13 protein-coding genes and 1 pseudogene are annotated in these 14,035 nt (G+C 62.8%); 12 read left to right on the top strand and 2 right to left on the bottom strand.

Annotation, left to right across the window (positions count from 1 at the left end):
* Window positions 1–5: 5 nt before the first annotated feature.
* From dibA to DGA31_RS07770, 6 genes are all read left to right on the top strand, one after another.
* Window positions 6–1,934 carry a phosphodiesterase DibA gene (gene dibA / locus DGA31_RS07795; RefSeq protein ID WP_109512143.1) on the top strand — a complete coding sequence of 643 codons (1,929 nt, stop codon included), beginning with the start codon at window positions 6–8 and terminating at the stop codon, window positions 1,932–1,934.
* Between the two features lie 743 nt (window positions 1,935–2,677).
* Window positions 2,678–2,860: a sulfur starvation response protein OscA gene (oscA, locus tag DGA31_RS07790; protein ID WP_056841250.1), complete on the top strand. Its 183-nt coding sequence runs from the start codon at window positions 2,678–2,680 to the stop codon at window positions 2,858–2,860.
* A 157-nt stretch (window positions 2,861–3,017) separates the two neighbouring features.
* Window positions 3,018–4,025, top strand: a complete 1,008-nt coding sequence (locus tag DGA31_RS07785) for a sulfate ABC transporter substrate-binding protein (RefSeq protein WP_109512142.1) — start codon at window positions 3,018–3,020, stop codon at window positions 4,023–4,025.
* Window positions 4,026–4,122: 97 nt separating this feature from the next.
* Window positions 4,123–4,944 (top strand): sulfate ABC transporter permease subunit CysT, encoded by an 822-nt coding sequence (gene cysT, locus DGA31_RS07780; protein ID WP_056841252.1) that lies wholly within the window; start codon window positions 4,123–4,125, stop codon window positions 4,942–4,944.
* A gap of 13 nt (window positions 4,945–4,957) precedes the next feature.
* Window positions 4,958–5,830, top strand: coding sequence for a sulfate ABC transporter permease subunit CysW (gene cysW, locus DGA31_RS07775; protein ID WP_109512141.1), 873 nt, complete (start codon window positions 4,958–4,960; stop codon window positions 5,828–5,830).
* 3 nt (window positions 5,831–5,833) lie between these two features.
* Window positions 5,834–6,823 carry a sulfate/molybdate ABC transporter ATP-binding protein gene (locus tag DGA31_RS07770; protein WP_109512140.1) on the top strand — a complete coding sequence of 330 codons (990 nt, stop codon included), beginning with the start codon at window positions 5,834–5,836 and terminating at the stop codon, window positions 6,821–6,823.
* 192 nt (window positions 6,824–7,015) lie between these two features.
* Here the strand turns inward: DGA31_RS07770 and DGA31_RS07765 are convergent, their stop codons facing one another.
* On the bottom strand, window positions 7,016–7,513 hold the full coding sequence (locus DGA31_RS07765; protein WP_109512139.1) for an Mpo1 family 2-hydroxy fatty acid dioxygenase: 498 nt from the start codon (window positions 7,511–7,513) through the stop codon (window positions 7,016–7,018).
* 84 nt (window positions 7,514–7,597) lie between these two features.
* On the opposite strand from DGA31_RS07765, the gene DGA31_RS07760 reads away from it, so the two are divergent.
* Entirely contained in the window at window positions 7,598–8,308 is a 711-nt protein-coding gene (locus DGA31_RS07760; protein WP_109512138.1) for a Crp/Fnr family transcriptional regulator, read from the top strand.
* Here DGA31_RS07760 and DGA31_RS07755 read toward each other — a convergent pair.
* On the bottom strand, window positions 8,300–9,268 hold the full coding sequence (locus tag DGA31_RS07755) for an AraC family transcriptional regulator (RefSeq protein ID WP_109512137.1): 969 nt from the start codon (window positions 9,266–9,268) through the stop codon (window positions 8,300–8,302). The genes DGA31_RS07760 and DGA31_RS07755 overlap by 9 nt on opposite strands.
* Window positions 9,269–9,539: 271 nt before the next feature.
* On the opposite strand from DGA31_RS07755, the gene DGA31_RS07750 reads away from it, so the two are divergent.
* From DGA31_RS07750 to DGA31_RS07730, 5 genes and pseudogenes are all read left to right on the top strand, one after another.
* On the top strand, window positions 9,540–10,121 hold the full coding sequence (locus DGA31_RS07750) for an alpha/beta hydrolase (protein WP_056841258.1): 582 nt from the start codon (window positions 9,540–9,542) through the stop codon (window positions 10,119–10,121).
* Between the two features lie 84 nt (window positions 10,122–10,205).
* Window positions 10,206–11,024: pseudogene (locus DGA31_RS07745) on the top strand (sigma 54-interacting transcriptional regulator); the annotation flags it as partial.
* A 117-nt stretch (window positions 11,025–11,141) separates the two neighbouring features.
* Window positions 11,142–11,924 carry a MetQ/NlpA family ABC transporter substrate-binding protein gene (locus DGA31_RS07740; RefSeq protein WP_056841259.1) on the top strand — a complete coding sequence of 261 codons (783 nt, stop codon included), beginning with the start codon at window positions 11,142–11,144 and terminating at the stop codon, window positions 11,922–11,924.
* Window positions 11,925–12,227: 303 nt separating this feature from the next.
* Window positions 12,228–13,112, top strand: coding sequence for a TauD/TfdA dioxygenase family protein (locus DGA31_RS07735; RefSeq protein WP_109512136.1), 885 nt, complete (start codon window positions 12,228–12,230; stop codon window positions 13,110–13,112).
* 15 nt (window positions 13,113–13,127) lie between these two features.
* Window positions 13,128–14,009 carry an ABC transporter ATP-binding protein gene (locus DGA31_RS07730; RefSeq protein WP_109512135.1) on the top strand — a complete coding sequence of 294 codons (882 nt, stop codon included), beginning with the start codon at window positions 13,128–13,130 and terminating at the stop codon, window positions 14,007–14,009.
* Window positions 14,010–14,035 lie beyond the last annotated feature (26 nt).

The raw sequence follows: 14,035 nt of genomic DNA, 5'->3' as shown, positions 1-14,035 counted from the left end.
TTCTTATGACGGATGTGACGCGAAAAGCGCTGGGGGCCGCCGTTTTCTATGGCTGGCTGACCTTTATGTGGTGGTTGGCAAGCCGCTCCCTGTTGCCGTCCTGGGTGCACGACCCGGTCCGGCTTGGCGACTACCAACAGACGAGTGGTTACCTGTGGGTGGCGCTGAGCACCTTGACGCTGTTCATGGCCCGCCGGCATCTGCTGGGCTGGCTGGGGGGCACCCACCTGCTGCGTCAGCACCGCGAAGACCATGATCGCCTGCGCCTGGCCTCGGCGGTGTTCGACAGCACCCGCGAAGGCGTGCTGGTCACCAACGACAAGGCGCAGATCGTACACGTCAATCGTGCGTTCGTGGACATCACCGGCTATCAGCCCGATGAAGTGCTGGGCCACAACCCCAGCAAGTTCAAGTCCGGCCGGCACGACGCCGATTTCTATGGGCAGATGTACCAGGCCATCGAGGCCGACGGCCAGTGGAACGGCGAAATCTGGAATCGCCGCAAGAGCGGCGAGGTCTACCCGCAGTGGCAGAGCATACGCGGCATCAAGGACGCCCATGGCCAGGTCCGGCATTTTGTCGCGGTGTTTTCCGACCTGTCGGCGATCAAGCGTTCCGAGCACGAGCGTGTGCAACTGGCGCACTTCGATGCACTGACCGGCCTGCCCAATCGCCTGCTGTTTACCGAGCGCACTACCGAAGCGGTGGCGGCGGCGCGGGCGAACCGGCGTCATTGCGCCATCCTGCTGCTGGACCTTGATCACTTCAAACATATCAATGACAGCCTGGGCCACAGCCTGGGCGACCTGGTGCTCAAGTCGGTGGCCGAACGCCTGGTCGGGCTGTTCGGGGCCGAACTAACCCTGGCGCGCATGGGCGGCGACGAATTCGCCCTGCTGGTCAAGGATTGCCCGCAGATGGCCATGACCGCCAACCTGGCGCAGCAAGTGCTCGAAGCCTTCAAGGCGCCCTTCCTGATCGAAGACCAGGCGTTGTTCATCACCGTCAGCATCGGTATCAGCCTGTTTCCCAACGATGCGCTGTCGGCTGAACAGTTGCTGCGCAATGCCGACGCGGCCCTGTTCAAGGCCAAGCGTGGCGGGCGCGAAAACTATGCCTTGTACACCGAAGAACTCACCGCCCATGCCCAGCAGCGGGTCGAGCTGGCCGGTCAGTTGCGCCGCGCCATCGAGCAGAACGAGCTGCGCGTGTATTACCAGCCGGTGCATGACCTGACCACACGGTGTATTCGCGGCGTCGAGGCCCTGGTGCGCTGGGAGCACCCCGAGCGCGGCATGGTGTCGCCGGGCGAGTTCATTCCGATCGCCGAGCAGAGCGGGCTGATCGGCGACATCGACAACTGGGTGCTGCGCGCGGCCTGTACGCAGATGGGCCAATGGCAGGCGGCGGGCATTGCTCTGGACTTTGTCGCGGTGAACATTTCCAGCCGTCGATTCATCCAGGGTGACCTTGACCTGCAGGTCGCGGCCATCCTGGCCGATACCGGCCTGGACCCTGCGCTGCTGGAACTGGAAGTCACCGAAAGCGCCGTGATGCACGACCCTGAACAGGCGCTGGAGCAATTGCATCGCCTGCGCGAACTGGGCCTGAGCCTGGCCATTGATGATTTTGGCACCGGCTACTCTTCCTTGCTGCGCCTCAAGCGCATGCCGGTGCAGAAGCTCAAGATCGACCAGGGCTTTGTCGCCGGCCTGCCCGCTGATGAAGACGATATCGCGATTGTCTGCGCCATTATCGCGCTGGCCCGCAGCATGGGCATGAAAGTGCTGGCCGAGGGCATCGAGACTGCCGAGCAGGCCGCCTTTCTGTTCGAAAACGGCTGCCAGCTGGGCCAGGGCTACTGGTTTGCCAGGCCGATGCCGGCGGCCCGGATCGACTGGGCCTGCGCCCCAAGCGCGCGCCTGCGCGAATAGCCTGTTCTGTAGGAGCGCGCTTGCCGGAATGCCGGACCACCGCGACCGGCTGCGCAGCAGTCGTAAATTTGCAGCGTTTCACAGATTTACAGTCGTAAATTTGCAGCGTTTCACAGACTTCTGCGAGCGCTTCGCACTCGGTCGCCGGCAAGCGGGCTCCTACCGGTCGGTGCCTGCCCGAATAGCCTGTTCCGTAGGAGCGCGCTTGCCGGAATGCCGGACCACCGCGACCGGCTGCGCAGCAGTCGTAAATTTGCAGCGTTTCGCAGATTTACAGTCGTAAATTCGTGGCGTTTCCGAGATTTTGCGAGCGCTTCGCACTCGGTCGCCGGCAAGCGGGCTCCTACCGGTCGGTGCCTGCCCGAATAGCCTGTTCCGTAGGAGCGCGCTCTGCCCGCGACCGGCTGCGTTAGCAGTCGTAAATTTGCAGCGTTTCACAGATTTACAGTCGTAAATTTGCAGCGTTTCGCAGATTTTGCGAGCGCTTCGCACTCGGTCGCCGGCAAGCGGGCTCCTACGCCGTTCCCATATTGGCTGTGCGAAACGGTGTTTGACCGGGTTCAAACACAGGCGCGCAATGCGCCTTGGCGGCTTCTCTTTTCGCAAATGCCTTTTGGTTATATCTGCATTCTTAAATAGTCTTTTTAAGAATATCTGCGCCTATCTAATATGGCCCTAACGCCACAAGCCGTTACCCCCCAGTCGTGACGGCGGGTTCTGCCACTTTCCAAGGAGTTATCCATATGAGCGCCTCTCTGCGTAGCGTTGACGGTCAGGACGAAGCAGCGATCCTGCGGGAAATTCAAAGTGCCCTGCGGGATCTGCGCTTCGGCGCCGTCGAGATCACGGTGCATAACGCTCAGGTCGTCCAGATCGAGCGCAAGGAGAAGTTCCGTCTGCAAAACTCCGGCACCAAGCCGAACTGAAAGTCCCCGCCGCTGCTTAACCCGACTGGTCAACCGGAGGGTGTCATTTCCTGACTCCTCATACTTATTAGAACGCCACGTGCGAAGCCCTTTACAGCCTCGACGCGCCAGGCCTGCACAACAACGCCAATATTCGGATTTTCCAGGAGCTTGATTCATGTCCATTCGTCGCTTTGCCCTGGCCGCGCTCGCCAGTGCTGTCTTCGCCGGTTCCGCTGTTGCCAAGGATTATGAGTTGCTCAACGTGTCCTATGACCCGACACGCGAGCTGTATCAGGAATACAACGCCGAGTTCATCAAGCACTGGACGTCTACTCACAAGGACGACAAGGTCGAAATCAAGCAGTCCCATGGTGGTTCCGGCAAGCAGGCGCGTGCCGTGATCGACGGCCTGCGTGCCGACGTGGTGACCCTGGCCCTGGCCGGCGACATCGACGAAGTCGCCAAGCTGGGCAAGAGCCTGCCCGAGAACTGGCAGACCCGCCTGCCGGACGCCAGCACGCCGTACACCTCGACCATCGTGTTCCTGGTGCGCAAGGGCAACCCCAAGGGCATCAAGGACTGGAACGACCTGATCAAGGACGGCGTGTCGGTCATCACCCCGAACCCGAAAACCAGCGGCGGCGCGCGCTGGAACTTCCTTGCGGCCTGGGCCTATGGCCTCAAGGCCGGCGGCAGCGAAGCCAAGGCCCAGGAGTACGTGGAAAAGCTGTTCAAGCATGTGCCGATCCTGGACACCGGCGCCCGTGGCTCGACCATCACCTTCGTCAACAACGGTCAGGGTGACGTGCTGCTGGCCTGGGAAAACGAAGCCTTCCTGGCGCTCAAGGAAGACGGCGGCGCCGACAAGTTCGACATCATCGTGCCTTCGCTGTCGATCCTCGCCGAGCCACCGGTGGCCGTGGTCGACAAGAATGCCGAGAAGAAGGGCAACACCGAAATCGCCACCGAATACCTCAAGCACCTGTACAGCCCGGCCGGTCAGGAAATCGCCGCGAAGAACTTCTACCGCCCGCGCAACGCCGACGTGGCGGCCAAGTACGAGAAGCAATTCCCGAAACTTGAGCTGGTGACTATCGACAAGGACTTTGGCGGCTGGAAAACTGCGCAGCCGAAGTTCTTCAACGACGGCGGTGTCTTCGATCAGATTTACAAGGCGCAGTAAGTGGGCGCCCGACACCTTCCACCGGGCGGTGTCTTCGGTTTGATCAAACGGCCCGGACTCATGTCCGGGCTTGGTGCAAGTTAAACCAGGGATTCTTATGTCGCGTCGTATCTCCCCCGTCATACCCGGCTTCGGGCTGACGCTGGGCTACACCTTGGTGTACCTCAGCCTGATTGTGCTGATTCCGCTGGCTGCCATGTTCGTGCATGCCGCCCAGCTGACCTGGGATCAGTTCTGGACCATCATCACCGCCCCGCGAGTGATCGCAGCCCTCAAGCTGAGCTTCGGCACCGCCTTCTATGCCGCGATCATCAACGGCGTGATCGGCACGCTGCTGGCCTGGGTGCTGGTGCGCTACACCTTCCCGGGGCGCAAGGTCATCGATGCGATGATCGACCTGCCGTTCGCGCTGCCCACCGCCGTGGCCGGTATCGCCCTGACCGCACTGTATGCGCCCAATGGCTGGGTCGGGCAGTTCGCCGCCGACCTGGGCTTCAAGATCGCCTACACGCCGCTGGGCATCACCCTGGCGCTGACCTTCGTGACCCTGCCCTTCGTGGTGCGCACGGTGCAGCCGGTGCTGGCCGACATCCCGCGTGAAGTCGAAGAAGCAGCCGCCTGCCTGGGCGCGCGCCCGTTGCAGGTGTTTCGTCATGTGCTGATGCCGGCCCTGCTGCCGGCCTGGCTGACCGGCTTTGCCCTGGCCTTTGCCCGTGGCGTCGGCGAGTACGGCTCGGTGATCTTCATTGCCGGCAACATGCCGATGAAGACCGAGATCCTGCCGTTGCTGATCATGGTCAAGCTCGACCAGTACGACTACACCGGCGCCACCGCCATCGGCGTGATGATGCTGGTGGTTTCCTTCCTGCTGTTGCTGCTGATCAACTTGCTGCAGCGGCGCATCGAAACCCCGAACTGAGGAGCACGCGATCATGTCCCATTCGTCGGTTTCCGCCGCCTCCGTGGCCAACGCCGCCCGTCGTGGCAGCCCTGTGGCCCGCCGCATCCTGATCGGCCTGGGCTGGCTGGTGTTTTTCCTGTTCCTGGCCCTGCCGCTGATCATCGTGGTGTCCCAGGGCCTGAAGAATGGCCTGGGCACGTTCTTTTCCGCGATCTTCGAGCCCGATGCGCTGTCGGCGCTCAAGCTCACGGTTATCGCCGTGCTGATCTCGGTGCCCTTGAACCTGGTCTTTGGTGTCTGCGCCGCCTGGTGCGTCAGCAAGTACTCGTTTCGTGGCAAAAGCATCCTGGTGACCCTGATCGACCTGCCGTTCTCGGTGTCGCCGGTCATCGCCGGTCTGGTCTATGTGCTGATGTTCGGCGCCCAGGGCTTTTTCGGGCCATGGTTGCAGGACCATGACATCCAGATCGTGTTTGCCCTGCCGGGCATCGTGCTGGCCACCATCTTCGTCACCGTGCCCTTCGTGGCCCGTGAACTGATCCCGCTGATGCAGGAGCAGGGCACCCAGGAAGAAGAGGCAGCGCGCCTGCTGGGCGCCAATGGCTGGCAGATGTTCTGGCACGTCACCGTGCCCAATATCAAGTGGGGCCTGATCTATGGCGTGGTGCTGTGTACCGCCCGGGCCATGGGTGAGTTCGGTGCGGTGTCGGTGGTGTCCGGGCACATTCGCGGGGTGACCAACACCCTGCCGCTGCACGTCGAGATCCTCTACAACGAATACAACCACGTCGCGGCCTTTGCGGTTGCGAGCCTGTTGCTGGTCATCGCCCTGTTCATCCTGCTGCTCAAGCAGTGGAGCGAATCGCGCATTAACCGTCTGCGCCAGAACGCGGCGGAGGAATAAGCCATGTCGATCGAAGTCCGTAACGTCAGCAAGAACTTCAATGCCTTCAAGGCGCTCAACAGCATCAACCTGGACATCAACAGCGGCGAACTGGTCGCCCTGCTGGGCCCGTCCGGCTGCGGCAAGACCACCTTGCTGCGCATCATCGCGGGGCTCGAAACCCCGGACACCGGCAGCATCGTGTTTCATGGCGAAGACGTGTCGGGCCACGATGTGCGTGATCGCAATGTCGGGTTCGTGTTCCAGCACTATGCGCTGTTCCGCCACATGACTGTGTTCGACAACGTTGCCTTCGGCCTGCGCATGAAGCCCAAGAATCAGCGCCCGAACGAAACCCAGATCAAGGCCAAGGTTCACGAGTTGCTCAACATGGTGCAGCTCGACTGGCTGGCCGACCGCTATCCCGAGCAACTGTCCGGCGGGCAGCGCCAGCGTATCGCCCTGGCCCGCGCCCTGGCGGTCGAGCCCAAGGTGCTGTTGCTCGACGAGCCGTTCGGGGCGCTGGACGCCAAAGTGCGCAAGGAACTGCGCCGCTGGCTGGCGCGCCTGCACGAAGACATCAACCTGACCTCGGTGTTCGTGACCCACGACCAGGAAGAGGCCATGGAAGTGGCCGACCGCATCGTGGTGATGAACAAGGGCGTGATCGAGCAGATCGGCTCGCCGGGTGAGGTCTATGAGTCGCCGGCCAACGATTTCGTCTATCACTTCCTGGGCGATTCCAACCGCCTGAGCCTGGACGGCAACGAGCACCTGTTGTTCCGCCCGCACGAAGTGTCGCTGTCGCGCCACGAGCTGGAAAACCATCACCCCGCCGAAGTGCGCGACATCCGCCCGCTGGGCGCCACCACCCGGGTAACCCTCAAGGTCGAAGGGCAGAGCGAGCTGATCGAGGCCGAAGTGGTCAAGGACCACGACAGCCTGGTGGGCCTGGCCCGCGGCGAGGTGCTGTTCTTCAAGCCCAAGGTCTGGCAGAAAGTGCCGTCGATCTGAGTAGATTGTGTTGCCTGGACACGGATTCGCGACCGTTGGTCGCTCCTACGGAGGTTGGTGCCGGCCGGATTCCGGGCATGCCGCCATCGTGTAGGAGCGACCATCGGTCGCGATGCGGTCGGGCATTATTGAAGATTGTATGACCTGGACACGGATCCGCGACCGTTGGTCGATCTTCCGGGGGGGGCGGGCTTACAACGACGCCAGCCGCTGTTCGATTGCCTGTTGCAGCGGTTTGCGCAGGCCGAGCAGGAACGCCAGTTCCGCCACCACGAACAGCGGGCCGATGATCAGCCCGGTCACATCGTCGATGAAGGCCGGTTTGCGGCCTTCGTAGTAATGGCCGATGAACTGGATGATCCAGCCCGCCACGAACAGCGCCGTTCCCCAGCCCAGCCAGGTAGCCGTCGACTGCTGCGCCAGCCCGGCGCTGATCCACAGGCACATTCCCAGCAGCGCTGCCATCACCAGCCCGAACCGGCGATCCAGTCGCCAGTAGAACAGCGCGGCCGCCAGTGCCACGGCGCTGGCCGGTGACAGCCACGTCCCACCGAACAAGGCGCCAGGACGTGACAGAAAAATCGTCACCGCCAGTACGATCATGGGAATGCCCAGGAAGTGCGTCACGATATTGCGCGAATCCCGGTGATAAGCGGCGTATTGGCTGAGATGATCGAGCAGCGTTTTCATTATCATTGTCGCCCTGTGGGGTGATCGGCTTGTTTACCCTAGCCGCTTCTGAAACACCGCGTGCAAAAATCCAAGGAAGTAATAATGACGAATGGAACGGGATGGCGCTCGCGCCTGCTGGGTGAATACTGGTTCGCCAATCTGCCGGCCGACTTGCAGGACGCGCTGCTGGCAGCCGCACGGCAGCGGCGGGTGACGCCGGGTAAATTGCTGTTTGCCAAGGGCGATGCGCCCTGTGGCCTGTATGCCCTGGTGGAAGGTGCGGTGCGCATGGGCACCGCCGAAGAGCAGCGCAGGGCGGCGCCGACCGAGGTCGTCAGGCCGCCTTACTGGTTTGGCGAAGTGTCGCTGTTCGATGGACTGCCGCGCCTGCTGGATGCGTACTCCATGCAGCAAAGTATCTTCTTGCACATCTCGCAGCCGGTCATCGACGCGCTGCTCGCGCAGCACCCTGAATACAAGAGCGCGTTCGCCGCCTTGCTCAGCCACAAGATCGGCCTGTCCCTGCCCAATCGCCAGACGCTGCAAAGCCTGCCCGACCGTGCCCGGGTGGCCTGGCGCATTCTGGTATTGGGCGAAGGCTATGGCGTGCTGAGTAATGCCCGGCGGGTGCTGACGCTGGATGACATCCAGGCCGGCGTCAGTGTCGGCCTGTCGCGGCAAGCGCTGGTCGAGATGCTGCAGGATCTGCAGCGGCGCAAGATCATCCGCCTGGACCCGGACCTGATCGAAGTGCTGGACGTCGACAAACTGCGCAAGGTGGCCCAGGTGGCGCAGGCCCGGACCTCAGCCTGACAGTTCCTGGCGGTACTGCGCCGGCGTCAGGCCGGTCCAGCGCTTGAAGGCCCGGCTGAAGCCATCGACATCGGCAAAGCCCAGCAGCCAGGCGACTTCACTCAGCGAAGCCGTGGGGTCGCTGATGTGCAGCAGCGCCAGGTTTTCCCGACACTGGTTGAGCAGCAGGTCATAGCGGCAGCCTTCATCGGCCAGGTGCCGGTGCAGGCTGCGCGGGGTCAGGTTGAGCGCCTGGGCGATGCTTTCGGCGCTGGGCTCGCCCTCCGGCAATTGCGCCTCGATGGCGCAGCGCACCCGGGGTTCCCAGATCAGCGGCTGGGCCTGCGGCGAAGGTTCGCCGGGCGCGGCATCGTCCAGATGACCGTCGAAGTCCGCGCAGGCAAAGGCCAGCATGTTGCGGGCAGCGCAGAAAAATAGCGGCGCCCGGAACAGCTCCTGCCAGGGTTGCGGGTCTGCCGGGGCCGGGCGCTGCAAATGCACTTCCAGCGGCGCATAACCCCGGCCCAGCCGGTTGCGACAGGTGCGCACGTAGATGGCGGCGAAGGCGTCGAACAGCTCCGGCACGGGCACCGGGTAGTCGCTGGGCGCGCCGAAGCTGAATTCGTAGCGTTCGCCCACCTTGTGGAAGGTCAGTTGCAAGGCATCGGGGGTCATGGGGTGATACCCCACGATGCGCTCGAACACCTCGCGCAGCGAGCCGCTGGCAATCAGTGTGTAGCCCAGGGCATGAAAGCTGGTGGGGCTGGCAAAACGTGCGACCCGCAGGCCCAGTGCCGGTTCGCCACTGGCCTGCACAGCCAGTTGCCAAAGGCGCAGCGTGGCCCCCGGTGCTTCATGCGGCTGCGACAGGTGTGGGTCGAGGCCGGCGGCCTGGCACAGTCCGGCACTGTCGAGGTCCATGGCATCGAGTTGCTTGCGCAGGGCGCGGGTCCATCGGGTGAGGCTGCCGGGTTCGTGCATGGCGTGTTACTTCCTGTCGACGAGGGGGAGATGACCGATCGCGAGCCGGTCAGGCCACAGGGGCAAATCCATTGCCTGGTGCTGTTATCAGCGTCTGCAAGCGCAACCGGTGATTGCAGGCTGCAGGCACATTCCTTGATGGGCATCGTTCATTGGCAGAACAAAGGCATATGCAAAACAGGAATTAACAAATAGCTTCTTATTCCTTAACGGATATATCGCGCATCCTTATACTCGCCGCATGGACTCAAGCCTTCAGGAGGCGACCCCCATGCATAACGAATCGATCCGTTATCTGATCGTGCCAGGCTGGCAAGGGTCGCCTGACGATCACTGGCAGACCCATTGGCAGAATAGCCTGCCAAACAGCGCCCGTGTGGAACAGGCCGACTGGCTCAAGCCTCGCCGTGAAGACTGGGTGGGTGAGTTGCAGCGCACGATTGCCGCGCACAGCTCGCCGGTGATTCTGATCGCGCATAGCCTGGGGTGTATCACTGTCGCGCACTGGGCACAACTGGCGCCGCTTGAATCGTTACGTCAGGTGCAGGGCGCCCTGCTGGTGGCGCCGGCCGATGTCGAACGCCCCAATTGCTCGCCGGCCCTGCGCAACTTTGCGCCGATTCCCACCGACCTGTTGCCGTTCCCGACCCAGGTCGTCAGTTCCGACAACGATCCGGCCGTCAGCAGCCAGCGGGCACTGGAGATGGCCCGCCACTGGGGTGCCGAAGCCGGTTTCCTGAGCCAGGCCGGGCACATCAACGTCAAGTCGGGCCACCAGCGCTGGGAGCAGGGGTTTGCCTACCTGTACCGTTTGCAGAACCGCCTGGAGCAGCAATCGCGCCGTCGTGCCTGAGCGCCATGCCTTTCAACCATCGGGCCGCCGGCTCGCCGCTTTTGTCAACGCCAGCGCCCGTACAGGGCCTGGTGGGAGTTTTCCATGAGTCTTTACGATCACGGCCAGCCTTTGCTGACCTTCCCCGAGGCCGATAAAAGCCCGCTGAGCATTCGCGCCAAGGCGCTGGTGTTCATTGATCCGCGCTCGCGTCAGTTGCGCCATGAGATGGAGCAACTGGCCGCCGGCACCTTACCGATCCTGATTCGCGGCGAGACCGGCACCGGCAAGGAATTGCTGGCCCGACATATCCACCGCGGCAGCGACCGTGGCGGCTTGTTCGTGTCGGTCAACTGCGGTGCCATCAGCCCGACCTACGCCGATGCCGAGCTGTTCGGCTATGCTGCCGGCGCCCACAGCGGCTCGGCCAGCAGCCGCGCCGGCTGGTTCGGCTCGGCCAACGGCGGCACCCTGTACCTGGACGAAATCGGCGACCTGCCGCTGCCGATCCAGGTCAAGCTGCTGGCCGCGCTGGAAAACCATGAAGTCACCCGGGTCGGTGCGCAGCAGCCAAGCCCTGTGGACGTGCGCCTGGTGGCCGCCACCAGCATTGACCTGGCCAAGGCGGTGGCGGCCGGCAAGTTTCATGATCGTCTGTATCACTACCTGAGCGAAGGCCGGCTCGACTTGCCGGCGCTGCGCGAGCAACCGGGCAACATCCTGCCGCTGGCCGAGTACTTCGTCGGTATCTACAGCCAGCGCCTGAGCCTGCCGGTGCAATTGATCAGCGACGCGGCGCAGCAGGTCTTGCAGGCCCATCACTGGCCGGGCAATACGCGGGAACTGGAAAACGTCATTCATTTTGCCTTGCTGGTCAGCCGTGGCGACGAAATCGTGGCCGATGACCTCAACCTGCCAACACTCAAACGAGCCTGAGCCGTTATGTAGCGGGTATGTTCCCGGCCTGCAAAGCCGGGTAATGTCCGTTTCACGCCGCCGCGGGCTCGCGGCGGCACTGCCGATACCCCATAAGGAACTTGCATGAAAAAGACGTTGTTGATGGCTGCCCTGGCGACTGCATTCTCGGTGGGCCTGGCCCACGCCGGTGAAAAACTGGTGGTCGGCGCCACCCCGGTGCCGCATCAGGAAATCCTTGAGCTGATCAAGCCGACCCTGGCCAAGGAAGGCGTGGACCTGGAAATCAAGGTCTTCACCGACTACGTGCAGCCCAACGTGCAACTGGCCGAAAAACGCCTGGACGCCAACTTCTTCCAGACCAAGCCTTACCTGGAAGGCTTCAACAAGGGCAAGGGCACGACGCTGACCACCGGTGTCGGCGTGCACGTCGAACCCTTCGGTGGTTACTCGAAGAAGCACAAGAGCCTGGCCGACCTGCCTGATGGCGCCACCGTGGCCATTCCCAACGAAGGCAGCAATGCCGGCCGTGCCCTGTTGCTGCTGCAGAAGGGCGGCCTGATCACTCTTAAAGACCCGACCAACGCGCTGTCCACGCCCAAGGACATCGCCACCAACCCGAAAAACCTCAAGTTCCGTGAGCTGGAATCGGCCGTGCTGCCGCGCGTGCTCGATCAGGTCGACCTGGACATGATCAACACCAACTACGCGCTGGAAGCCAAGCTGAGCCCGAAGAAGGACGCCCTGATCATCGAAGGTGCTGATTCGCCGTACGTGAACTACCTGGTGACCCGCGCCGACAACGCCAACAGCGACGCGATCCAGAAATTGTCCAAGGCCCTGACCAGCCAGGAAGTGAAGGATTTCATCAACAAGAAGTATGACGGCGCGGTGATTCCAGCGTTCTGATCGACCTGAAAGACCCCCTGCCTGGCCGCGAATGCCGCAGGACCGTGTGGGGGCGACCAGCGGTCGCGAATGCAGGCTGTCAGGCACTGAAGATGCCGGACGTGGCTGGCTTTTCGCGACCGTTGGTCGCTCCTGCGGGATTTATGTCGTGCCTTGAACAGAGTCCGGCAAAAACCGTAGGAGCGGCTTCAGCCGCGAAAATCCATCGCTATATCGATATTCAATATTGGTATTTAAAATCCGTTTCTTATAGCTATAGAGTTACTTCCATTCAGTCCTTTGCTTTCTGGAGATGGAGTACTCATGCCCGCAGCCTCCCTCGTTTCATCCGCCGCCCAGGCGTTCGATGTCCGGCCGTTCACCGATAAGGTCGGCGCCGAGATCGTCGGTCTGGACCTGTCCAGGCCCCTCGACGACGCCGATTTCGCCCGTGTGCACCAGGCGCATCTGGACCACCACGTCGTGGTCTTTCGCGAGCAGCGCATTACCACTCAACAGCAGATCGATTTCAGCCGCCGGTTTGGCGTGTTGCAGATTCATGTGCTCAAGCAGTTTCTGCTCGCCAATCACCCCGAAATCCTGATCGTGTCCAACATCATCGAAGACGGCCAGCCCATCGGCCTGGGCGATGCCGGCAAGTTCTGGCATTCGGACCTGTCCTACAAGGAACTGCCCAGCCTGGGTTCGATGCTCTACGCCCAGGAATTGCCCAGTGAAGGCGGCGACACCCTGTTCGCCGACATGCACCTGGCCTGGGACACCCTGCCGGCGCACCTGCGCAAGGCCATCGAAGGCCGCTCGGCGGTGCACAGCTACACGGCGCGCTATCGCGACGGCCATAACGCCGTCAACTGGCGTCCGACCCTGACCCCCGAGCAACTGGCGCAGGTGGTCGAAGTGGTGCACCCGGTGGTACGCACCCACCCCGAGACCGGGCGCAAGGCGCTGTTCGTCAACGAGAACTTCACCACCCATATCGTCGGTCTGCCGGAAGACGAAAGCCGCCAGATCCTCAACGAGATCAACGCCCACAGCGTGGGCAACGATCACGTCTACCGCCACCGCTGGCAGGACGGCGACATGGTGTTCTGGGACAACCGCTCGCTGATGCACCTGGCCGCCGGCTGCCCGCCCGAGCTGCGCCGTCGCCTGCACCGCACCACCATTCAAGGCGATGCGCCCTTTTGATCCAGGAGTTGTGCCATGAATGCTGTCGCGCAAGGCCACACGGCCAGCCAGCCCCACCAGACGCCACTGCATCAGCCTGCTACCGAAGCGCTGTTGCAGGTGCACAACGTCAGCCTTGAATACCGCACCCCGGAACGGGTGGTGCGTGCCACCCACCAGGTGAGTTTCGAAGTCGACCCTTCCGACCGCTTTGTGCTGCTCGGCCCCTCAGGCTGCGGCAAGTCCACGCTGCTCAAGGCCGTCGCGGGCTTCATCCGGCCCAGCGAAGGGCAGATCCGCCTGGCAGGCGCCCAAGTCACCGAACCGGGCCCGGACCGCATCGTGGTGTTCCAGGAGTTCGACCAGTTGCCGCCGTGGAAAACGGTGATCGAGAACGTCATGTTCCCGCTGCTGGCCTCACGCACCCTCAAGCGCCCCGAAGCGCTGGAACGCGCCCGCTATTACCTGGACAAGGTCGGCCTCAGCGCCTTTGCCGACGCCTACCCGCACACCTTGTCGGGCGGCATGAAAGCCCGCGTGGCGATTGCCCGGGCGCTGGCCATGCAGCCCAGGATCCTGCTGATGGACGAGCCGTTCGCGGCCCTCGATGCCCTGACCCGGCGCAAGATGCAGGAAGAGCTGCTGGAGCTGTGGCAAGACGTGCGTTTTACCTTGCTGTTCGTCACCCATTCCATCGAGGAGGCGCTGGTGGTCGGCAACCGCATCCTGCTGCTGTCGCCGCATCCGGGCCGGGTGCGCGCCGAGATCAACAGCCATCAGTACGACCTGCAAAGCCTGGGCGGCGTCGGCTTTCAGCACACCGCGCAGCGCATCCATCGACTGTTGTTCGACGAGCCCGGCAGTGGCGAGCAGGCCGAGCGCGAGCTGGGCTTCCAGGACATACGCATCGCGTATTGAGCATTCACCGGCCGGCCCGCCTCGGG

Origin of the sequence: Pseudomonas ovata, from assembly GCF_003131185.1 — a bacterium.
GTDB lineage: Bacteria > Pseudomonadota > Gammaproteobacteria > Pseudomonadales > Pseudomonadaceae > Aquipseudomonas > Aquipseudomonas ovata.
Note: the sequence above shows the minus strand (reverse complement) of the source record. Positions and strands in the feature narration are given on the sequence as shown.

Bases quoted from the DNA above. Each gene is read 5' to 3' on its own strand.
- dibA (WP_109512143.1), top strand. From the start codon at position 6: ATGACGGATGTGACGCGAAAAGCGCTGGGGGCCGCCGTTTTCTATGGC.
- DGA31_RS07735 (WP_109512136.1), top strand. From the start codon at position 12,228: ATGCCCGCAGCCTCCCTCGTTTCATCCGCCGCCCAGGCGTTCGATGTC.
- DGA31_RS07730 (WP_109512135.1), top strand. From the start codon at position 13,128: ATGAATGCTGTCGCGCAAGGCCACACGGCCAGCCAGCCCCACCAGACG.
- DGA31_RS07765 (WP_109512139.1), bottom strand. From the start codon at position 7,513: ATGAAAACGCTGCTCGATCATCTCAGCCAATACGCCGCTTATCACCGG.
- cysW (WP_109512141.1), top strand. From the start codon at position 4,958: ATGTCCCATTCGTCGGTTTCCGCCGCCTCCGTGGCCAACGCCGCCCGT.
- DGA31_RS07785 (WP_109512142.1), top strand. From the start codon at position 3,018: ATGTCCATTCGTCGCTTTGCCCTGGCCGCGCTCGCCAGTGCTGTCTTC.
- DGA31_RS07750 (WP_056841258.1), top strand. From the start codon at position 9,540: ATGCATAACGAATCGATCCGTTATCTGATCGTGCCAGGCTGGCAAGGG.
- DGA31_RS07760 (WP_109512138.1), top strand. From the start codon at position 7,598: ATGACGAATGGAACGGGATGGCGCTCGCGCCTGCTGGGTGAATACTGG.
- cysT (WP_056841252.1), top strand. From the start codon at position 4,123: ATGTCGCGTCGTATCTCCCCCGTCATACCCGGCTTCGGGCTGACGCTG.
- DGA31_RS07755 (WP_109512137.1), bottom strand. From the start codon at position 9,268: ATGCACGAACCCGGCAGCCTCACCCGATGGACCCGCGCCCTGCGCAAG.
- oscA (WP_056841250.1), top strand. From the start codon at position 2,678: ATGAGCGCCTCTCTGCGTAGCGTTGACGGTCAGGACGAAGCAGCGATC.
- DGA31_RS07770 (WP_109512140.1), top strand. From the start codon at position 5,834: ATGTCGATCGAAGTCCGTAACGTCAGCAAGAACTTCAATGCCTTCAAG.
- DGA31_RS07740 (WP_056841259.1), top strand. From the start codon at position 11,142: ATGAAAAAGACGTTGTTGATGGCTGCCCTGGCGACTGCATTCTCGGTG.